Raw genomic sequence first — 21,525 nt, forward strand, 5'->3', positions numbered from 1 at the left:
GAGAGCCAGTGACGAATGTAGGAAAATTCGCAAGAAACGCAGGGAAACTGGAAATAGTTTGTTACGCCAGGCGCTCGTCCAGTTGCTCCGCCAAACGCTCCATCGATTGCTGCAAGGCATCCACCGCTTCGGTCAGAACCTGCGTGTCGAGACCTTCGCTGGCAACCTCCAGCGCTTCACAAGCCTGGATCAGTGAGTGCGCCTTGATAATGCGTGCGCCACCCTTGACCCGGTGGGCCAGATTGGCGAGCCCGGGCATGTCGTGCTGGGTAAACAGGCGCATCAGTTTGGCCATGTCCTGCGCATTGCTCGTGGCCAGATCGCTCAACAGACTGTTGATCGACGCGCGGTCGCCACGGGTCAATTGTTCGAGGCTGCCCAGATCGATGTCACCGGTGCCGACATCGCCGGGCTCGTCTTCAGTCGGTGAACGAGGCCGTGGAACGACTGCGGCCAGACGCAGATTCAGATCCCTGAGGCTGATCGGTTTGAACAGGCAATCGTCCATGCCGGCCTCGGCGCAACGATCCTTCTCCTCGGCCAGCGCATTGGCGGTAAACCCCAACACCAGGCTGCGCGCCAATCCTCGCGTCGCCTCTTCATCGCGGATCGCCCGGGCCAGTTCGTAACCATTCATGATCGGCATGTTGCAGTCGGTGATGACCACGTCGAACGTCTGATTGCGCCAGGCACGCAGACCATGGGCGCCGTCCTCGGCATCCGTCACCCGGTGGCCCAGATAACTCAACTGCTGCGACAGCAGCAGACGGTTGGCCGGGTAATCGTCAATCACCAGAATATTCAGACAGTGACTGGCCTGCAGTGCCACGTTTTCCTCGACCGGCGCGGCGTCCAGAGGATCGAGTGTCGGTAGATTCAACCGCACCTCGATCTGCGTGCCCTGCCCCAATTCGCTGGTCAGCGCGAGGCTGCCGCCCATCATTTCGCACAAGGTGCGACTGATCATCAGCCCCAGCCCGGAGCCGCCCTGGGCCGACTGACCATGGTTGGCAGCCTGGGAAAACGGCGTGAACAATTGCGCCTGATCCACAAGCGAGATGCCGCGGCCACTGTCGGTTACGCGCAAGCAAAGGCGCAGTCGATCATCACTGCCGGTCTCGACCTGCGCGCTCAATACCACCTTGCCCACATCGGTGAACTTGATCGCATTGCTCAACAGGTTCGACAACACTTGCTTGAAACGCAGCGGATCGATCAACACGTCGACGTTGCTCAGGGCATCCAGGTCCAGTTGCAGACGCAACTGTTTCTGGCGCGCCAGGCCTTCAAAAATGCGCGCAACCGATTCAATCAGTTCACGCAGATTGGCGCGCTCCGGCGCCAGCGACAGGCGCCCGGACTCGATCCGTGCAATATCGAGAATGTCGCCAATCAGGTCCAGCAAGCCCCGCGCTGCGCCCGAGGCCACTTCAACGGCAAAGCGATCCAGCACACCTTGATCGGCCTTTTTCAGCGCCAGTTCGAGCATGCCGATGATGGCGTTCATCGGCGTCCGAATTTCATGGCTCATGGTTGCCAGGAACGTGGTTTTGGCGCGGTTGGCGTCATCGGCAACATCTTTGGCGATTTGCAGTTCCTGCAACAGATGCTGACGCTCGCTGACATCGATCCAGCCAGCGATCATGCCGTTGACTGCACCGTCGCTGCCACGATACGGCAGCATCCAGTGGTAGATGGTCAGCGCGCGGCCGTCCGCCAGATTCAGGCTACGGTCCTGGATGCTCGGCAAGCCGTCCTCCATCACCCGTAGATAATCATCCTGAAACGTCTGTGCCTGCTGCATATCGCTGAGCACGCCGTCCGTGACCAACTTGCCGATGACCGCTTCGCGCTCGGTACCAAACACTTGCAGATAACCACTGTTGCAGATCACCAGGCGACCTTCGCGATCGCGCACGTAGATCGGATGCGGCGTGCCGTCGATCAGCACGCGCATGAACTCCATCTGATCGTTCAGCGCGATTTCCGCCTGACGGCGCTTGCGCATCAACAGACGCAGATAGGCGATCCAGCCCAGCGCCACCAACAGCAACACGCCGGCGATCACGAAGCCCTGGATGATCATCGCGCGATTGCGCAGCCAGTAACTGTCGTCCACCACCACTTCGCTGCGCCAGCGGTTGGTCAACTCGTCCATTTCTTCCGGACTGATGCTCAACAGTGCCTTGTCGAGGATCGAGTACAACTCCAGCGCACCGCGATTGGTGGCCAGTGCGATGCGTGCAGGCTGGGTGCCGACCGTGCTGGTGACCTGCAATGTGTCGCGGTACTGGCGCGAGATCAAATAGCGCGCGCTGACCAGCGAATTGATCGCGCCGTCGGCCTTGCCCAACGCGACCATCTCCATGGCCTCGGCGGCGTTGCCTGCCGTCACCAGTTGCACCTTGGGGAATTGCTCGATGAGGTACTCGCGCAGAATGTTGCCGCTGATCAGCGCCAAGCGCTTGCCGGCCATCTGATCCAGCGTCATCGGTTCGCCGCCACGGCGAGTGACCAGCACGAACGGGTTGATCAGGTACGGCCGGGTAAAGCGCAATTGACCTTCGCGCTCGGTGCTCGGCGTGAACGCCGCCAGCATGTCGGCCTTGCCGCTGGTCACCTCACCGATCAGGTCGCCCACCGACTCAACACGCTGTATATCGAATTGCAGGCCCGTGCGCAGGCTGATCTTGGCCAGCACATCAGCACTGATGCCGCGAAACTTTCCGGCTTCATCAACAAAGGTCAACGGCAGAAAGTTTTCGTTGATCGCGACTTTGATACGCGGATGGTGATCCAGCCAACGCTGTTCGTTCACGCTGAAATGCAGCCGATGCTGGCCGGGAATGGCCACCCCGCCGACACTCCAGCGGCGCCGGATGCTCATACGCTCTTCCGCAGGAATGACCTTCAACGCCGCATCGAGAATGTGCAACAACCGGGTGTTGTCCCGGGTCACGGCAAAACTGAAGGGCTGGGTTTCCATACGCGAAAAATCGCTGAGCTGAACGTTGTTGAGGTAGTTCTTCTTGACCAGGTAATTGGAGCTGAGCAGGTCGCCCAGATAGACGTCAGCCTGACCGAACGCCACGGCACCGATCGCCGTCAGTGTCGAGGGATACAGTTGCACGTCGGCTTTTGGGTAAAACGCCTTGACCGTTTCCGGTGGCAGGTAGTGATAGAGCATCGCCACTCGTTTGCCCGCCAGGTCTTCCGGCAGGTTGTGACTCTCATCGATGCGCGTCACCAGGGTCGGGTTATCGTCAGCGTAAGGCGAAGAAATTGCCAGTTCGGGATCCGCCGCCTCAAAACCGTTAGCGGTGCCGATCATATCGATCTGGCCGTGCTTCAGCGCCGTCAGCAGATCGCCGCGCGAGGCGTAGCGCCGGACCTCGACCGTGACGTGCAGCAATTGTTCGATCAGTTGTGCGTAATCGGCCGTCAGGCCTTCGTAATCATTGCCGTTGCCGGTGATCGCAAAAGGCGCGTAATCAGGGCTGCTGTCGCCGAGCAACAGACGCCCCTTGCGGCGCAACCAGCTCCAGTCCGGCTCATCGAGTGGCACGGCATACTCGTCGACATCCGAGCGACCGAGCAATTGCAATGTATCGGGCTGCGTCGCGGCCATGGCCTGCAGCAACGACATTGAGCCGAACAGTGCCAGACCGGCCAGGCAATTTCTGACGAAAATAATCATCTAGAGCAGGTTGTTACGCTTGGCAAAATCGGCGAGGTACACCACCGACTTGACGTTGAGTTTCTCGATCAGCCGCGTCTTGTAAGTGCTGACGGTTTTGTTGCTTAACAGCATGGCTTCGCCGATTTCCTTGTTGCTCAAACCCTTGGCCAGTTGCTGCAGGATCGTCAACTCGCGATCAGACAGACTCTGAATCAGTTCCAGATCGGTGGCCTGGGCATCGCTGCGGCGCACCGAGCTACTGGCCAGATTGGGGAAGAAGGTATAGCCGTCCATCACCACCTTGATGGCTTTGACCAACTCGTCGAGGTCGTTGGTTTTCGACATGTATCCGGCTGCGCCAGCCTTCATGCAGCGCATGGAATAAAACTGTGCCGACTGCGACGTCAGCACGAGGACCTTGCAAGACAGGTTCAGCGCGCGGATACGCGAGATCACCTCCAGGCCGTCGAGCTTGGGCATGGCGATGTCCAGAATGATCAGGTCGGGGGTATGTTCGCGGGCCAGCTGCACAGCATCGGCGCCATTGTCCGCTTCCGCGACGACTTCGAAATGTTCCTGTTTCAACAGCATCTTGACCGCAGAGCGAATGAACGGGTGATCGTCCACGATGATCGCTTTCAACATAAAAACCCCTGTAAGACGTTGATCAACTACTTGGCAACGCCACAAATAACAATGGGACAGCAGTCCAGATGCTCCACGTGCAGAACATACACGAGCACCACAGAATTGTAGGAAAATTCTTGGAAAACACCGCACAGCACCGCACAACGATCAGCGCTCGCCCTCTGGCTTCTCCAGCCATTGCAGCAAGTCATGTCCGTTCATGGGACGGGCCAGGTAATAACCCTGACCCATTTCGCACTCCAGCTCGCGCACATGCTCAAGCACCTTTGGGCTGCTGATGCCTTCGATCACCAGATCCATTCCTAACGAACGAGCCAGCACCCTCGTACTGGCGACCATCGCCCGGTTGCGTTGACGGTCGAGGTGCTGGACAAAACGGCCATCGAGTTTTATCTGGGTGAACGGCAACTGGCACATCAGCTTCAACGAGGAAAACCCGACACCGAAGTCGTCGACCGCTAATCCGCAGCCGAGCAGGCGCAAACGCAACAAGTTCTCCTGCGTGCCGGGCGGGCAATCGAGCAAACCGTTCTCCGCCAGTTCGAGCATCAGAACCGATCCGTTGAACCCGTGCCGCTCCAGCGCCCGTTTGATGTGTTCCACCAGAGCACTATGGGTCAGTTGCGAGGCATGCAGATTGAACGCCAACTGCAAGGCCACACCACGATGACGCAAAATGCCCAGCAAGTTCAGGCCCTGTTCGAGCAACTGTTTGAACATCTGGTCGGTCAAGTCATACGCCAGCACGGCGGAGAGAAAGTCGCAAGGCAACAGCGTCCCGCGCGCAGGATGCTGCCAACGCACCAGCGCTTCCACGCCGATCACCGCACCGCTGTGTAATTGAAACTGCGGCTGAAACCACGCCCGAAACTCACCCAGCGCCAGCCCGCGGCGCACTTCATCTTCGTGGGGCAACTCTTTGCTCGGTGGCGCCAGCACCGGCGGGATCCGCCCGTGTTTATAGCGATACAGCAGGCGGTTCAAGGCACGCAGCTGCACCGGCCGGCTCAGCACTCCGAGCAATTGCAGACCGCCCAGCGAGGCCATTTGCCCCAAGGTGCGCGCCAGTTCCGGGGGGAGCTCACTGCACAGCAACACCGCGCGCACCATACCGCTGTGGCTGGCAACACGGAGGAATTCCAGGCAATCGAGGCCCCGGTCAGTGAGGTCGCAGATCACGATATCGACCCCGCCCTGCAGGTGCATCTGCACCATGGCCTGCTCGGCATCCGGTGCTTGCAAAACGTCACGCACGCTCAGGCGTTGCAACATCCTGACCAGCACGTTGCGGGCAAACTCATGATTTTCCAGCACCAGAATACGTGGGGAGGTCATCTTCCTTTAATCACTCAATTGACCCGGGAGACCGGATAGTGGCCTGCGCCAGCAGGGTTGAACGCAGGACTTATCCTGCGTCAATGTAGGAAATTTCCCAGAGGCTAAGGCGTCATCAGTAGTAAACGATCTGCACAACCATGATCGCTTCGAACGGTCCGACTTCGGGATCGCCCAGCGACACCACCGACGCGCTGAACGGCACATCGATATGGCTGACGTCCGCCGGAAAATTCGCCAGAGGGAAAGGCTCGTTGATCTGCACCAGATTGTTGTGGGCATCGCGCACCTGAATGCCGAACTGGCTGCCCGCCGTCGGCAGAATGTTGTAAAGCCCCTGCTGGTTGGCGGTGACAAACGTCGCACCGATGTTGATCGCACTGCTGCACTTCTTTTCCAGCGCGAGGCTGAAGGGCCGGGTCGGATTGGGCGGCGAGAACCCAGTGGTGGTTTTCTGAATCACGCCAAAGTCGACAATGCCCGGCTCCGGCGTCACCGTGACATCGACCGTGCACGCGGTGCCGACAATGTTCTGCAACCCGGAGAGTTGAAAACGGAAGTTGCCCGCCGGGTTGCTCGGCCCGCCATTCAAGCCATAGAGACCGTCGAACTGGAACACGTCGTAGGTGTCTTGCGAGGGACGCTGCAAGGGCAACAAACCGCGTTTGCGGATCACCACCTGAAACGCAATGCTGGGCGTCACCCGTGAACACGCGAGCATGTCAGCGCCGCTGGTCGCGTCCGGGCAACCACGGGATACGAATCCGCTGTTCACGCCCTGGGTCGGGTTGGAACTCCAGTCGCCGTCCCAGGCTGTCACGCCGCGATACACCAGACCGAATTCGATGCCCCACGGGGTGGCATTGAGTCCTGCCGGGTTGCCATAGAAGTAGATCGGATCGTCTTCCCTGAAGTGCAGATCGAAGAGTTTCCAGCAGTCGGCCGGCACCACATGGGTTTTCGAGCGCCAGATGATCGTGCCATCCGGCACGGTGTCCGGCACCGACACCGGGCCAATGTATTCGCTCAGGTAGCTGCCGCCGTCCAGCGACTTGCAGACCATCGCCGAAGCCAACTGCGACGCGCCCAGCAGCACTGCGGCCGCGACCAGCCGGGTCAGCGTGGAAAACAGGCTCACGGTCTCACGCCTTTGCAGACGTTCGCCACGCAGTTGAACAACGTATCGGACTGGCCACCGAAGTCATTCATGTTCGACACCCGCAAGGTGCTGAACGCGGTGTTGCTCAGGGCAAAGCGCGCATTGCCGCGTGGCGCGATCATCACCGTATCGATCGGCATTCTGGTTTTTTCCGGGCCGGCCAGCAGCCCGACCACAGTGATGTGAAACGGTGTCGGGTTATCGACAATCAGCTGTTTCGCTGCCGGGTCGATTTTCAGGTTCAGGCCCAGCGCGAGGTCTTCGCCACGCTCACGCTTCACCGCTGCCGGGCGATAGAACAATTTGATCTTCGACTGCAAGGCGATCTGCATCGAGTTGACGGCCTGGCTCTTCGGCGGAATCTCGCGAATGTTCAAATAGAACACCGACTCGCGGTCCGCCGGCAGGGCCAGTTCGGGCAATTTCACGATACGCAGCACACTGCTTTCGTTCGGCTCGATGCGCTGCAGCGGTGGCAGGACCATGAACGGTGAGGTGACTTTCTGGCCACTCTCGTTTTCGATCCACGACTGCACAATAAATGGCAGCTGCGGGTTTTTGTTGCTGACTGTGACGCTGACCGATGGTGCACTTTCCTCGAACACCAGCCGGGTGCGATCCGGCACCACAGCGGCGCTTGCCAACAGCGGCAGAGCAAGGCCAGCGGCCAGAAACAGACGGTGAGCAGTAAACAAGGCAAAACGAGACATGATGACTCCGGGTTTATTGGAAGACGCGGTTACAGACACTGGGCAGGCTTGGCGATATTGCTCACCACGTCCTCCTCAGGGAGTTTGGCCAGACTGCATTGGCCGGCGTCATCCCAACGCGCTACCAGTTCAGCCCCAACCTTGATGCCCAACAGATAAGTGACGCCCGCCTCGCCGACGATGCCCACCTCCCGGTTGGTGTTCTTGTCCTGCACCGATGCGCCGAAAGGCACCGGTTTACCGTCGTTGCGGGTCAACACGACAAATGCGTTGCGGCCCTGCCCCGTGGCGAAATTGACGTAGCCGATGGCTCCCTCGGTCAGCGCCAGACGCTGGATCGGGTTGGACACTTCGGTGTTGAGCGGCAGTTTTTCGACGTTGACCCGCGCTTCGTAAGCCTGAAACGAGGGCAAGCCATCCATCACCGCATAGCCGTCCCGGTTGGTGCGGGTCTGCCCGGTGAAGGCCACGTCCGGTACGCCATCGGTGGACACCAGCAGGCGCGTATCGCCATTGGTGCCATTGCCATGGGCCGAGACTCCATAACGGGTGGCGACCAGCGAGCTGTCGAGTTCGCCGGTCAGCGAGCGATAGGTGCTGCCATCGGTGGAGGCCGACGCGTTGGCGCGATAACTCGAAGCGCGTTTACCGACATAGGCGTTGACGTAGCGGTTGTCGCCAACGCCGCCATACACCTGATAGTTCACGCCTTCGCCGTCGTCATGGCTGTAGCCGACACTGGCTGACGAATCGCCGGAGCCCGAGCGCTGCAGGTTACTGGAGGCCATCGAATTGCCCCCCAGTGGCACCGTCACACCGAGGTAGATCTGCGAGTCATTCTGCCGACTGTTTTGCGTCTGGTAAGCCGACAGGTTTGCGGTGATGTTCTTGACGTTGCCAAGGGAAAAACTGCGCGCCACGGTCATGCCGAAACGATCGGCTGCCGGCGCGTCCCAATAAGTCGAATGGTCGTAGGAAAAACTCGTCGATAACCAGGAAAAATGCTTGGCCAAGGTCACCGAATAACGTTGCTTGCCCGAGTTCATCGCATAGGAATCGGCATCGCCGACAAACTGCGAAAAGTTGGTGAAGGTCTTGTCGGAAAAGCGATAACCCAAAAACCGCAGGTCGGTGGCAATGGCGTCAAAACGCTTGGAATAGTTGATTCTGTAAGAGTTGCCGGCCACGGTTTCGCCGTTCCAGCGCAGCTTCGCCCGAGACGTGGTGACATCACCAGACACTGCGCCGAATACGCCAAGGTCCTTGCCGATACCGATGGCATTCGACTGATAACCCGAGGCCGCCAGCACGCCACCGTAGATCGTCCAGTCCCTTGGCAGACCATAGGCCGCTTCCGAGGCGACAAACTCAGGCTCTGTGCCGCCGTTACCGGTCAGGCGCGGCTGGCCGGCGGAAACCTTGTAACGCAACTCGCCTTCACGGGACAGAAACGGAACTGCGGCGGTGGCTACGGTAAACGTTTGTTCGCTGCCATCCTCTTCGCGCACGGTCACATCCAGTGTGCCTTGCACGCTGCTGTTGAGATCCTGAAGGCTGAACGCGCCCGGCGTCACCGTGGTCGAGTACAACACACGGCCCTGCTGGGACACGGTGACGGTCGCGTTGGTACGCGCCACGCCACTGATCAGCGGCGCATAACCGCGCAGGTTCGGCGGCAACATGCGGTCATCGCTGCTCAGGGTCGCACCGCGCAGGGCAAAGGTGTCGAACACATCAGAGTTCAGATAGTCCTCACCGACCGACAGCTTCGAACGTATCGATGGCAACGCGCGATAGGCGTACAAGCGATTCAACTGGAACGCTTCGCCGTGGGGATCATTATTCTGGCTACCTGACTCTTGCCGCGCCTGATAATCGGCGCGGATGCGCCAGGCATCGAGGTTGACCCCGGCCGTGCCATAGCTTTGCAATGAACGCGAATCGCCGGACGGCGTATTGGTTTCGCGGCTATTGGCGATCACTCGGTAATCAAGCAACGCGCCGTTGAGCCCGTCGCTCCAGGCGGCAGGCGGAATGTAGTTGGGATCGTCATACTCGAACGAGGCCTGCGGCAGGCTGATCGACAGACGTCCAAGGTTTTTCATGTACTTGATCGAGGCATTTTCAATGCCACGCAAATCCACACATTGCCCCTCAGCCAGACGCGGCAGGCTTTTGAGCAACGCAGGTTTGAGACCAAAGGTCACCACCAGGTCTTCGGGCAGACAGGCGTAACTTTCCTGCGGGTTGGCGCCGCTCTTGAACTCGATCGAACGTGAGCCGAAATAACGCTGATTGACGGTGATATCCAGCAAGTAACGACCGGGCACAGTGTATTGGGCGTGGGCAAACTGTCCGAGACTGATATCGTCGTTTTTATCGATATTCAGGAACTCCGAATTAAACTCCACAGCGTTTGAATAACGCGCACAGGAGATCAACACGCAAGACACGAAAAGTTTTCGGCCGTACACGGGAAATAGCCTTTATCAGAACTTTGACGGAAAAGAAAAAAGGGGTTTTCACCCCTTTTTCTTACAACGTGCGATACCGCGGTATCAGTTGTAGGCCACGGTGAAGTTCGCAACGCTGTCTGCTTCACCGGTGGTGACGGTCGCAGCGGTGGCTTCATACATGGCGGCGAAGGTCACGGTGTTGTTGCCGTTTTGCAGCACAACCGGAGCGACCTGCTCGGTGCCGTTATCGAGCATTTCGCCAGCGCTGGCCTGCAGACGGATGCCGACGTTCTGCGCCAGGCCGGTGGTGGCGAACAGGCCCGGAACCGCTGGATCCTGCACACCGCTGAAGGTGAAGCGGGCGTTCTTCTGGGTGGTGGTGTCGCAGTCGGTCAGGATGATGTCGAACTTGGTCGGCGTCGAACGATCACCGATCGCCTTGAACTGGTTCGATGGCACCTGACCCAGGGAAACGGTCTGGTCCAGAGAGCTGGCGTCGATACCGCAGGCGCCGGATACGATTTCACCATTGAAACGTACGGTGCCAGGGTTGCCGGAAGCCGGCGTCGCAGCATTGGCGAAAGAAGCGAGACCCATGACAACGGTAGCGGCGGTAACAGCGACGATCTTTTTCATTTTTTACATCTCTTGGGATAGTTGTTTATTCGGCCCAGCGGCCTGGCTCTCCCAATTACTCATCAGCGACAACAGGCTTGCTCGCTGTAGCGAACAACCTTCATCACGGAATCTGCAACGAATGGTTCCCCCCTCTTTCCGGCCATTCCCTGCCGAACTTTCCAGGTATTCATTGCACTTCCGTAATAACGCATCGAGTCATCAGGACGCCGGGCATCTCTGCTCCGGAACAAATAGTGATCGAGACCCAAGGGTGAAAATGTAGGTTCTTTCTTGCCGCCTTGTAGGACAATTCTCAGCAACCGAAAACGATCATTCCGTGGTACTCGGACTCCAGAACGCCTGCACCACCAGCGCCGATGTGGAAATCCGCGCCACCAGCGCATCCAGTTCATCGCCATCGACCGACGTTGTCGCCAGCGTCGCTTCGATTTCGATTTCATCGGCGCCGAAGGCATGCACATCAACATCGCTGGCCGGGTAGTTGCTGCGTTCAAGCTCGGCCTCAAGCAAGGCGAACACGGCGGTTTGCTGGGAGCGTCGGGCGATGACGTAGACGATGTTGGTGACTTCCGCCGAGACCACGTCCAGTGGCTGGCGGTTGATGTTGTTGACGATCGGCCGCAGCAAGGTGTTGGCGGCCAGAATGAATAGCGTGCCGAGTACGGCTTCGGCGAGCAGATCGGCCCCGGCACAGGCACCAACCGCTGCGGAGGTCCACAGGGTCGCGGCGGTATTGAGACCGCGCACGTTGCCCTCTTCGCGCATGATCACCCCAGCGCCGAGAAAGCCGATGCCGGAGACCACGTAGGCGACCACACGCACCGCGCCTTCGGCACCGGCGAGACGGTTGGCCATGTCGACGAATATCGCCGCGCCGACGGCGACCAGCACATTGGTGCGCAGGCCGGCGGTGCGTTGCCGGTACTGACGTTCGAAACCGATCAGGCCACCGAGGATAAACGCGGCACTGAGGCTGACGAGGGTATCGAGCAGCGAATCGAGGTTGAGGTTGTTGATGGCTTGCATAGTGTTGTCCTTGAAAACACCCAAATCCCCTGTAGGAGTGAGCCTGCTCGCGATAGCGGTGTGTCAGTCGCTGAAATTTTGACTGACAGATTGCTATCGCGAGCAGGCTCGCTCCCACAGGGGAACGGTGTTGGCCGTGCGGTTATTGCCAGCCGAACCGGCGGATGTAGAACCCTTTCACTGCCTGGGTCAGCGCCATGTACGCCAGCAGAATCACCGGCAGGAACACGAAGTACAGCGATGGCAACGCCTGCAGTTTGAAGTAATGCGCCAGCGGCCCCATCGGCAGGAAGATGCCGACCGCCATGATGATCCCGGTCATGACCAGCAGCGGCATGGCGGCGCGGCTTTGCAGGAACGGAATCTTCGGCGTGCGGATCATGTGCACGATCAGCGTCTGGGTCAGCAACCCGACCACGAACCAGCCGGACTGGAACAGGGTCTGGTGATCCGGGGTGTTGGCATCGAATACGTACCACATCAAGGCGAACGTGGTGATGTCGAAGATCGAGCTGATCGGGCCGAAGAACAGCATGAAGCGCCCGACGTCACCCGGCTGCCAGCGTTGTGGTTTCTTCAGCATTTCCTCATCGACGTTATCGAACGGAATGGCGATCTGCGAAATGTCGTAGAGCAGGTTCTGCACCAGCAGGTGCATCGGCAGCATCGGCAGGAACGGAATGAACGCACTGGCGACCAGCACCGAGAACACGTTGCCGAAGTTGGAGCTGGCGGTCATCTTGATGTACTTGAGCATGTTGGCGAAGGTGCGCCGCCCTTCGAGCACGCCCTCCTCCAGCACCATCAGGCTCTTTTCCAGGAGGATGATGTCGGCCGCTTCCTTGGCGATGTCCACCGCGCTGTCCACGGAAATACCGATGTCGGCGGTGCGCAGCGCGGGCGCATCGTTGATGCCGTCACCCATGAAGCCGACCACATGACCATTGCCTTTGAGGACGCGCACGATGCGCTCCTTGTGCGACGGCGTCAGTTTGGCGAAGACGTTGGTGGTCTCTACGGCAACCGCCAGTTCGGCATCGCTCATGCGTTCAACGTCGTTACCCAGTAGCAAACCCTGCTGAGCCAGACCGACTTCGCGGCAGATTTTCGCGGTCACCAGTTCGTTGTCGCCGGTCAGCACTTTCACCGCCACGCCATGTTCGGCCAAGGCTTTGAGCGCCGGCGCGGTGCTTTCCTTCGGGGGATCGAGGAACGCCACATAGCCGATCAGCGTCAGTTCCTGTTCATCGGCCAGGCTGTAAATTTCCCGACCTTCGGGCATCGAGCGTGCGGCCACCGCCACCACGCGCAAGCCTTCAGCGTTGAATGCTGCGGTGACCTGACGAATCCGGGTCAGCAATTCATCGCTCAAGGCTTCATCGACCTCACCGTGACGCACGCGGCTGCACACCGCCAGGACTTCTTCCACGGCACCTTTGCAAATCAACTGATGTGGCTGGCCACGTCCTTCGACCACCACCGACATACGCCGACGATTGAAGTCGAACGGGATCTCATCGACCTTGCGAAACGTCGTGCCGACTTTCAGTTCACGGTGAATTTCCACGTGTTCCAGCACCGCGACATCGAGCAGGTTTTTCAGACCGGTCTGGTAGTAGCTGTTCAGGTAAGCCATTTCCAGCACGTCATCGGAGTCTTCGCCCCAGACATCGACATTGCGCGCGAGGAAGATCTTGTCCTGGGTCAGCGTGCCGGTCTTGTCGGTGCACAGCACGTCCATGGCGCCAAAGTTCTGGATCGCATCGAGACGTTTGACGATGACTTTTTTACGCGACAGGAACACCGCGCCTTTGGCCAGCGTCGAGGTGACGATCATCGGCAGCATTTCCGGGGTCAGGCCGACGGCAATCGACAGCGCGAACAGCAATGCTTCGGTCCAGTCACCTTTGGTGAAACCGTTGATGAACAGCACCAGCGGCGCCATGACGAACATGAAACGGATCAACAGCCAGCTGACTTTGTTGACGCCTTGCTGGAACGAAGTCACCGCGCGATCGGTTGCGCCGACACGCTGGGCCAGCGCACCGAAATAGGTGCTGTTGCCCGTGGTGAGAATCACCGCCACCGCCGTGCCGGAGACGACGTTGGTGCCCATGAACAGGATGTTGTCCAGCTCCAGCGGATTGCGCGTGTCGCGATCCTGCTGACGCGGAAATTTTTCCACCGGCATCGATTCGCCGGTCATCGCCGCCTGGCTGACGAACAGATCCTTGGCACTGAGCACCCGGCAATCAGCGGGAATCATGTCGCCGGCCGAGAGCACGATCAGATCGCCCGGCACCAGTTGCTTGATCGGCAATTCGCTGCGCGGCGCGTCACGGCGCATCACCGTAGCGGTGTTGCTGACCATGGCTTTCAGCGCGTCGGCAGCCTGGTTGGATTTGCTTTCCTGCCAGAAGCGCAGCAGCGTCGACAGCACCACCATGGAGAAAATCACCACGGCGGCCTTGAGGTCTTCGGTCAGCCACGAGATCACCGCCAACAACGTCAGCAGCAAGTTGAACGGGTTTTTGTAGCAGTGCCACAGGTGAATCCACCATGGCAGCGGCTGCTCGTGTTCGACTTCGTTGAGACCGTATTGCGCACGCAGCGCATCGACTTCGAAATCGGTGAGGCCATCGGAATGCGTGCCGAGTGTCGACAGCAACACACCGCTGTCGCAATGCGCGGCATCGACCAGGGTGTTGGCCAAAGTCGGCGGGACTTCACGGCTGACCGTGGTGTCGTTGATCGATTCCAGCAGCGCCAGGCGACGGAAGTGCCGGGCGATGTGGCGGGTCCGCAGAAAACCTGCGAAGAATTCCTTGAGCGTAAGTTTCATGGCTGTTGCCCCTATGGTCAGCCGGGAAACCGTCAAGCAGGTACGGCCGCGCCTCGTCCGCCGGAAAAACCGGCACGGCAAGGCCTGGCGCGCCGGTCAGAAACGACAGGCGTGTCGATAGGGCTGCGATGACGACAATAAAGTCGCAATCACGCTCTGTTCAGCGTCGATGAGAAGGAACGTCCAGACATGGCCCAGAACGGGTCATGCACGGGATGCCGCTGCTCGCTGTTACGGCGAGACAACGGCAGAGAAAGGCTGCGCGTTATCTTGCCGAGAATCTGCCGGTTACCGAGACCGGCCGACAACTGTCACTCGAACAAGTACCCACTGTGGGTCTCCGCTATTGATGAAAACGCGCGAAGCTTACGCCCCGATGATGGGAGAGTAAACCTGCAAAAGGGGGTGTGTCGGGGAATGTTGGGGATGTTCAGGAAGGGTTCAGGATTCGGATTTTGCGGTGTTCTTGAAGGCCCCTTCGCGAGCAGGCTCGCTTGTATGGTAGGACTTGAAGGGAGGAGGAGGGACAAGGCTCGATTCTGACTGTTGACGCAGTACAGACCGTGGGAGATTTCGCCCCTCCTCCTTTCACCCAAGCGCCGATAAAGAATGCATCTGGCTAGACCGACGATAGGAACAAGCCTGCGCCTCTGGGTGAGCCCTTCAAGTACTCAAACCTTATCCCGGAGGAAATCCTGTGGCAATGCCAGTCGCTCTATCAAATCCGATCGTTGGCGTGGATGTTGCCAAAAATGAACTGGTGATTTATCAGGCCGATAGCGATCTGCTTGAAGCGATTCCCAACACCAAAACATCCATCAAGCAGTGGCTGAAAGCCTTGCTCGGCCCCGTGTCTATTGCCATTGAGGCAACCAACATCTACCACCTGAATTCGCTGATTTGGCCTATGCGGCCGGTTGCACGATTTACATGGTGGGCGGCTATGAACTCAAACACTACCGCGAAGGCGTGAAGATCCGCGCCAAAACCGACGCCTTGGACGCCAAGCTGCTGGCCCGTTACCTGAAGAACGAAGCCGAGGAGTTGCACCCCTGGACCCCGCCATCACCGCTGTACCGCCAGCTCCTGAGCCTTTTCCGCCGCCGCGCGGCTTTGGTCCAGGCCAGGGTCGGCCTGGTGCAGAGCTGGTCGAATGAGCCGTTGTTGAAGGCAGCTTTTGCTGAACAAATAAAATCCATGCAGCGGCTTGAAACGATGATCGAAAAGACGATCAACGATCAGCTCAAACAAGCCGGTTTGCTCGGCGAATTGAAGCGTTGCCTGAAAGTTGAGGGCATTGGATTTCTGACCGGAGCGCGCCTGCTCACAGCGTTTCAGCGTGGGGAATTTAGCAACGCGGATGCGTTTATCGCCTTCCTGGGAATGGATTTACGGGTATCGAAATCAGGGCAAAAGGACGGTCGCCGTAGCTTGACCAAGCGCGGAGACCCCGAGGCCCGCCGACTTTTGCACAACGCAGCGATGTCGGCTAGCCGTACGATAGCCTGGAAAGGGTTTTACGAAGCCCAAAGAGCACGGGGTTTCAGCACCACACAGGCGTTGGTGATGCTGGCTCGCAAACTTGCTCGGGTGGTATTCGCCTTGCTGAAAGGGCAAAGCGAATATCAGGCAAAAGTCAGTTGAGGGCTTCCCCTCAACCATAGAATCTCCCACAGGGGATCTACAGCGAACACACAACTTGTGTATGACAAAAATTCAACTGTGTGCGAGCCTGCTCGCGAAGAGGCCCGCCCAGCCACCACAATACTCAATCAGCTCCGGGCAAACGCCACCGCCGCCGCAAACTGCTCTTCAGTCGGCCGCACGCCGGTGTACAGCACAAACTGCTCCAGTGCCTGAATCGCAATCACCTCAAGTCCGGTGATCACCCGCTTGCCCTCTGCTCGACCGCGCACAATCAGCGGCGTCTCCGACGGGATCGCGACCACATCAAACACCGTATCTGCAGCCTTGATCGCCTCCGGTTCAAACGCCAACTGCCCCGCTTCCGGCCCGCCGTCCATGCCCACTGGCGTCACATTGATCAGCATCTGCGGGCGTTCATCGCCCAGTTCAGCCTGCCAGCGATAACCCAGCGAATCCGCCAGCGCACGCCCGGCACGTTCGTTGCGGGCGACGATCAAGCCGTTTTTGTAACCACCGTCACGCAGGGCGCTGGCCACCGCTTTGGCCATGCCGCCGCTGCCACGCAGAGCGAAGGTCGAATCCTTGGGCACGGCGTGGGTTTTCAGCAACTGCTCGATGGCAATGTAATCGGTGTTGTAAGCCTTGAGATGGCCGTGGGTGTTGACGATGGTATTGATCGACTGGATCGCCGCTGCCGATGCATCCAGTTCATCGACCAGCGCAATGCACGCTTCCTTGAACGGCATCGACACGCCGCAACCACGGATGCCCAAGGCGCGAATGCCGCCGACTGCGCCGGTCAGGTCCTGGCTGCTGAAAGCCTTGTAATAGAAGTTCAGGCCCAACTGCTCATACAAATGGTTATGAAAACGCAGACCGAAGTTCCCCGGGCGCCCGGACAGGGACATGCACAGTTGGGTGTCTTTGTTCGGGTTCATCTGCATGAAACTTCTCCTTCAAACGCACTTTCGGATAAACGGGATTAGCCAGCCCATCGGCTTCTGAACGATCATAGAGGCCTGATTTAAACGCGTTCTGCGGCCATCACGCAGCCCGGTAAATAAACCGGTACAGACCTTACACAAAATTTACCCAGTGGCTGTGCTGATTTTCCAAAATTCGCTGTCTTAGAAGTATCCCCGTGACAACTGTGGGCCTGGTGCAGGCCCCGATGCCGGGTCGAAGAACCGAGGAATTATCATGATTCGTAAACTCCCTATCGTCGCCCTGCTGATCGGTGCTTTTGCTGTCACAGGGCAAGCAGAAGCCCACGGCGGTGGCTGGCAGGGTCCGGCGGTGTTTGGCGCAATCGTCGGCTCGGCCATCATCGGTTCGGCGCTTATCAACCAGGATCGTCCGGTTTATGTGCAACAGGCGCCGGTGTACGCCCCGCCACCGGTCTATGTGCAGCAGCCACCGCCACCGGTCTACTACCAGCCCGCGCCGGTGTATGTGCAACAACCGGTCTACGTGCAACCGGCCCCGGTGTATTACGGCCCGCCGCGCGGCTACTACGGTCGTCCGCACTACTACGGCGGCCCACGCTGGTAACCGAAACACAAAGCCCTGCTTGTATAGCGGGGCTTTTTTATGACCGTTGGTCGGCCAGCGTCTGAAAAAATCTCGCCAAGGTCGCTGTGAGGACAGTTTCACCGGCTAAAGTCGGCATGATTGATTGACCGTTATGTACTTTTCCATAAAACGGTCATTTATTTGTCATGACGGAACCGCAATCTGAATCCGTCCGTAAACAACAGGTTGATAACAACAAGGACGACTGTATGCCAACACAAAACCCGCACCGCATCGTCGGCCTGTGCACCTCCAGCAAGGTGTACAGCGCGCTGACCGAGCTCAAGCACCTGGAAGGCCATCGTTGCGCCAAGTTCCTTTCGCTGCTGGCGGAAAACCTCGTGCACAAAGGTTTGCTCAACGAGCGTGAAGTCATGCACATGCTTGATCAAGTGGTCGACTGAAGCCTCAACGGCGTCAATGACCACTATCGAAAGCGTTGATTGTCCGTAGAACCGGCGAATCTTTAAGGTAGCTCCATTGATAGATGGAGGTACTCGTCATGGCTCAGGTTCAAATCATGTCCGTTATCGGCAGCGCCGTCCCCGCTTCGCTCAGGGCCACGGGCTTGCTTGCCTGCTGGTATCTGATGCGTGACGGCGAAGCGATCAGCGGCCCGCTGACTTCCTTGCCCGCTGCGCAGGCACTGTCGCAGAAGATCGTCAGCGCGCCGTTTCACGCTTAAGGCAGTTGCACTTTGGGCTTGGTCTCGGCGAACAGCGCCCAGCTCGACATGAACAATGCCGCGATCAGCGGGCCGATCACAAAGCCGTTGAGACCGAAGACTGCCAGGCCGCCAAGGGTCGAGATCAGAATCATGTAATCGGGCATTTTGGTGTCCTTGCCCACCAGAATCGGCCGCAGCACGTTGTCCACCAAACCGATCACGAAGACCCCGAACAAGCCCAGCACCACGCCTTGCCAGATCATCCCGCTGAGCAGGAAATACACCGCCACCGGCGCCCAGACAATCCCCGCACCGACCGCTGGCAGCAACGACAAAAACCCCATCAACACCGCCCACAGCAGCGCGCTGGGGATGTCGAGAAACCAGAAAATCGCCCCGCCCAATGCGCCCTGCGTCACCGCGACTACCAGATTGCCCTTCACCGTCGCCCGTACCACGCGGTTGAACTTCAACTGCAAGCGCCGCTTGTGGCCTTCCTCCAGTGGCACAGCGGTGCGCACCTTGCGCGCCAACTCGGCGCCGTCACGCAGAAAGAAAAACAGCAGATACAGCATGATGAAAAAACTCACCACGAATTCGAATGTGCCCTGGCCAAAACTGAACGCCTGACTGGCCAGCACCTGGCTGCCCTGCATCGCCGATTTGACGATTTTCTCGCGCAAGCCGTTTAGCTCGCCCATGCCAAACCGGTCGAGCAAGTGCTGAAAGTACGGCGGCAGGCTGTGCTTGAATTGCGCCAGATACGCAGCGATGTCCAGCTCGCCGCTTTCGATGTTCTTGTAGACCGCTGCGCCTTCCTGCACCAACAGCACACTGAGGATGATCACCGGCAGAATCGCGATCACCAGGCAGACCGACAAGGTACACAGGGACGTCAGGTTGCGCTGCCAGCCGAATTTCGCCTGCAGCCGGCGTTGCATCGGCGCAAACACAATGCCGAGAATTACCGCCCAGAACACCGCACCGTAGAACGGCAAGAGGATCCAGATAAACGCCACCGTGACCAGCAATAGCAGCACGGTGAGGGATTTGAATTGAAGGCTTTTTTCGTTCATGTCCGATCCATGTCAGTCAGGCGTCATGCACGCCCCGATGCTTAGTCAACCGCGACCTGCACGAGTGCCATCTTTATTCATGGAGCATAGATCCAGATCAACAAAACCTCGCCGCATCTGACTTACCCTGCCGCGCTTTGCGACCAACACCGCCATGACCTCAATCCTCGCCGCCCCCGAACTGCTCGCCCCCGCTGGCACCCTGAAAAACATGCGTTACGCCTTCGCTTACGGCGCCGATGCGGTCTACGCCGGCCAGCCGCGTTACAGCCTGCGGGTGCGCAACAACGAGTTCGATCACGCCAATCTGGCACTGGGTATTCGTGAAGCGCAGGCGCAAGGCAAACGCTTTTACGTGGTGGTCAACATCGCGCCGCACAACGCCAAGTTGAAGACCTTCCTCAAGGATCTGGCACCAGTCATCGACATGGCCCCCGACGCGCTGATCATGTCCGATCCGGGACTGATCATGCTCGTGCGGCGACATTTCCCGCAGATGCCGATTCACCTGTCAGTGCAGGCCAACACGGTGAACTGGGCGAGCGTCGAATTCTGGCAGCAGATGGGTTTGAGCCGGATCATCCTGTCGCGAGAATTGTCGCTAGAGGAAATCGGCGAAATCCGTGAGCAGGTGCCGGGCATGGAACTGGAAGTGTTCGTCCACGGCGCGCTGTGCATGGCCTATTCCGGGCGCTGTCTGTTGTCGGGTTACATGAATAAGCGCGATGCCAATCAGGGCACCTGCACCAATGCTTGTCGCTGGAAATACTCAGCGCAAGAAGCCACCGAAAACCAGCTCGGCGAGATCGTCCAGACCTTCCAGCCAGAGCCAACGCTGGGGCTGGGCACGCCCACCGATCAGGTGTTCCTGCTGCAGGAAGCCAATCGCCCCGATGAATTGATGCCAGCATTCGAGGACGAACACGGCACCTACATCATGAACGCCAAGGACCTGCGCGCAGTGCAGCATGTCGAGCGCCTGACGCGCATGGGCGTGCATTCCCTGAAAATCGAAGGCCGGACCAAATCGCACTTCTATTGCGCGCGCACCACCCAGGTGTATCGCCGCGCGATTGATGATGCGGTGGCCGGGCGTGAATTTGACCGTAGCCTGATGACCGATCTGGAATCACTCGCACAGCGTGGCTACACCGAAGGATTTCTGCGTCGGCATGTGCATGACGAGTACCAGAATTATCAGCACGGCAGCTCGGTGTCGGAGCGTCAGCAGTTCGTTGGCGAGTTGACCGGCGAGCGGCGTGGGCGGTTGGCAGAGGTCAAGGTGAAGAACCGCTTTGCCTTGGGTGATCATCTGGAGTTGATGACGCCGAAGGGCAATTTCCATTTTGATCTGCATGAGTTGCAGAACGCTAAAGAAGAAGCGATCGAGGTGGCACCGGGGGATGGACACACGGTGTATCTGCCGATTCCGGATGCGGTGGATTTGCGGTTTGGGTTGTTGATGCGGGATCTGCGTGATGCCTGAGAAGGCCCTCACCCTAGCCCTCTCCCAGAGGGAGAGGGGACCGATTGGGGGAAATTGGAGAAATCCGCCGACCTGAAATTACGCCGGTGAATCCACAATCGACTCTTCTGATCAAGAAAACTGGACTTGGCCGAGTCCATAATCGACTAGGTTGTTCAGGTCGATATATAACGCAAGACATCTCGGTCGGCCCCCTCTCCCTCCGGGAGAGGGCTGGGGTGAGGGAAGCTTACGAAAACAGACTCTTCCCGCAACATCGCCAGGCTCGCTCCCACATTGGGACGCGCTTCCCTGCTCGCGAAGGGGACGGTAAATCCAGCACAACAACCAGGATTCAGCGCCGATCATCGGAAAGAGGCGTCGGCTCATCCGCCGGCGGCACATCCTCATCTTCCGCCGCCGGGTCCTTCCAGTCTTCGGGCCGATCGGCATCGCTCAGCGGGTCGCGCCCCGGTGGCATCCCCATTGGAGAATCATGATCAGCCAGTGTCGGTTCATCGGTACCGGGCAGCGGCCGGGTTGGATCGGTGGGCAGCACGCCACCCTGAAACAGCAAATCGTTAGCCATGACGCACCTCACTCA

Annotated in this window: 16 protein-coding genes and 1 pseudogene; 5 read left to right on the top strand and 12 right to left on the bottom strand. The window is 58.8% G+C overall.

Features of this window, described 5'->3' with window-relative positions; translation table 11 throughout:
- Positions 1-61: 61 nt before the first annotated feature.
- The 9 genes from HU754_RS19765 to mgtA form a co-directional block, all read right to left on the bottom strand.
- The gene (locus tag HU754_RS19765) at positions 62-3,697 is read right to left on the bottom strand and encodes a transporter substrate-binding domain-containing protein (protein ID WP_225919926.1); all 3,636 of its coding nucleotides are present in this window, start codon (positions 3,695-3,697) and stop codon (positions 62-64) included.
- The gene (locus HU754_RS19770; RefSeq protein ID WP_093431991.1) at positions 3,698-4,324 is read right to left on the bottom strand and encodes a response regulator transcription factor; all 627 of its coding nucleotides are present in this window, start codon (positions 4,322-4,324) and stop codon (positions 3,698-3,700) included.
- A gap of 150 nt (positions 4,325-4,474) precedes the next feature.
- The gene (locus tag HU754_RS19775; protein ID WP_093431988.1) at positions 4,475-5,662 is read right to left on the bottom strand and encodes an EAL domain-containing response regulator; all 1,188 of its coding nucleotides are present in this window, start codon (positions 5,660-5,662) and stop codon (positions 4,475-4,477) included.
- A 115-nt stretch (positions 5,663-5,777) separates the two neighbouring features.
- Positions 5,778-6,800: a fimbrial protein gene (locus HU754_RS19780; RefSeq protein WP_225919927.1), complete on the bottom strand. Its 1,023-nt coding sequence runs from the start codon at positions 6,798-6,800 to the stop codon at positions 5,778-5,780.
- A complete protein-coding gene (locus HU754_RS19785) occupies positions 6,797-7,531 on the bottom strand; it encodes a fimbrial biogenesis chaperone (protein ID WP_093431982.1) in 735 nt (244 codons plus the stop codon). Before HU754_RS19785 ends, HU754_RS19780 begins: the two co-directional genes overlap by 4 nt.
- 29 nt (positions 7,532-7,560) lie before the next feature.
- Positions 7,561-9,942: a fimbria/pilus outer membrane usher protein gene (locus HU754_RS19790; protein ID WP_225919928.1), complete on the bottom strand. Its 2,382-nt coding sequence runs from the start codon at positions 9,940-9,942 to the stop codon at positions 7,561-7,563.
- Between the two features lie 147 nt (positions 9,943-10,089).
- Positions 10,090-10,623 carry a fimbrial protein gene (locus HU754_RS19795; protein WP_186624675.1) on the bottom strand — a complete coding sequence of 178 codons (534 nt, stop codon included), beginning with the start codon at positions 10,621-10,623 and terminating at the stop codon, positions 10,090-10,092.
- Positions 10,624-10,935: 312 nt separating this feature from the next.
- On the bottom strand, positions 10,936-11,652 hold the full coding sequence (locus HU754_RS19800; RefSeq protein ID WP_007913384.1) for an MgtC/SapB family protein: 717 nt from the start codon (positions 11,650-11,652) through the stop codon (positions 10,936-10,938).
- A 142-nt stretch (positions 11,653-11,794) separates the two neighbouring features.
- Positions 11,795-14,494: a magnesium-translocating P-type ATPase gene (gene mgtA / locus HU754_RS19805; RefSeq protein WP_186624676.1), complete on the bottom strand. Its 2,700-nt coding sequence runs from the start codon at positions 14,492-14,494 to the stop codon at positions 11,795-11,797.
- Between the two features lie 703 nt (positions 14,495-15,197).
- Between mgtA and HU754_RS19810 the strand changes: the two are divergent.
- A pseudogene (locus HU754_RS19810) lies at positions 15,198-16,138 on the top strand (IS110 family transposase).
- A 128-nt stretch (positions 16,139-16,266) separates the two neighbouring features.
- On the opposite strand, the gene HU754_RS19815 reads toward HU754_RS19810, so the two are convergent.
- Complete coding sequence (locus HU754_RS19815) at positions 16,267-17,085, bottom strand: shikimate 5-dehydrogenase (protein ID WP_186624145.1); 819 nt, start codon at positions 17,083-17,085, stop codon at positions 16,267-16,269.
- A gap of 256 nt (positions 17,086-17,341) precedes the next feature.
- On the opposite strand from HU754_RS19815, the gene HU754_RS19820 reads away from it, so the two are divergent.
- The 3 genes from HU754_RS19820 to HU754_RS19830 all read left to right on the top strand — a co-directional run bounded on the left by HU754_RS19820 (position 17,342) and on the right by HU754_RS19830 (position 18,398).
- Entirely contained in the window at positions 17,342-17,692 is a 351-nt protein-coding gene (locus HU754_RS19820; RefSeq protein ID WP_093434008.1) for a hypothetical protein, read from the top strand.
- Between the two features lie 230 nt (positions 17,693-17,922).
- Complete coding sequence (locus HU754_RS19825; protein ID WP_016984641.1) at positions 17,923-18,117, top strand: hypothetical protein; 195 nt, start codon at positions 17,923-17,925, stop codon at positions 18,115-18,117.
- A 98-nt stretch (positions 18,118-18,215) separates the two neighbouring features.
- Complete coding sequence (locus HU754_RS19830; protein WP_095050832.1) at positions 18,216-18,398, top strand: hypothetical protein; 183 nt, start codon at positions 18,216-18,218, stop codon at positions 18,396-18,398.
- On the opposite strand, the gene HU754_RS19835 is transcribed toward HU754_RS19830, so the two are convergent.
- Complete coding sequence (locus HU754_RS19835; protein ID WP_093434002.1) at positions 18,395-19,456, bottom strand: AI-2E family transporter; 1,062 nt, start codon at positions 19,454-19,456, stop codon at positions 18,395-18,397. The two genes, HU754_RS19830 and HU754_RS19835, sit on opposite strands and share 4 nt — an antisense overlap.
- A 154-nt stretch (positions 19,457-19,610) precedes the next feature.
- On the opposite strand from HU754_RS19835, the gene trhP reads away from it, so the two are divergent.
- Positions 19,611-20,942 carry a prephenate-dependent tRNA uridine(34) hydroxylase TrhP gene (gene trhP, locus HU754_RS19840; protein ID WP_186624144.1) on the top strand — a complete coding sequence of 444 codons (1,332 nt, stop codon included), beginning with the start codon at positions 19,611-19,613 and terminating at the stop codon, positions 20,940-20,942.
- Between the two features lie 334 nt (positions 20,943-21,276).
- Here trhP and HU754_RS19845 read toward each other — a convergent pair whose 3' ends face one another.
- Complete coding sequence (locus HU754_RS19845; RefSeq protein ID WP_099756701.1) at positions 21,277-21,510, bottom strand: hypothetical protein; 234 nt, start codon at positions 21,508-21,510, stop codon at positions 21,277-21,279.
- Positions 21,511-21,525: the final 15 nt, after the last annotated feature.

It is taken from the genome of Pseudomonas zeae, from assembly GCF_014268485.2.
GTDB classification, from domain to species: Bacteria; Pseudomonadota; Gammaproteobacteria; order Pseudomonadales; family Pseudomonadaceae; genus Aquipseudomonas; species Aquipseudomonas neuropathica.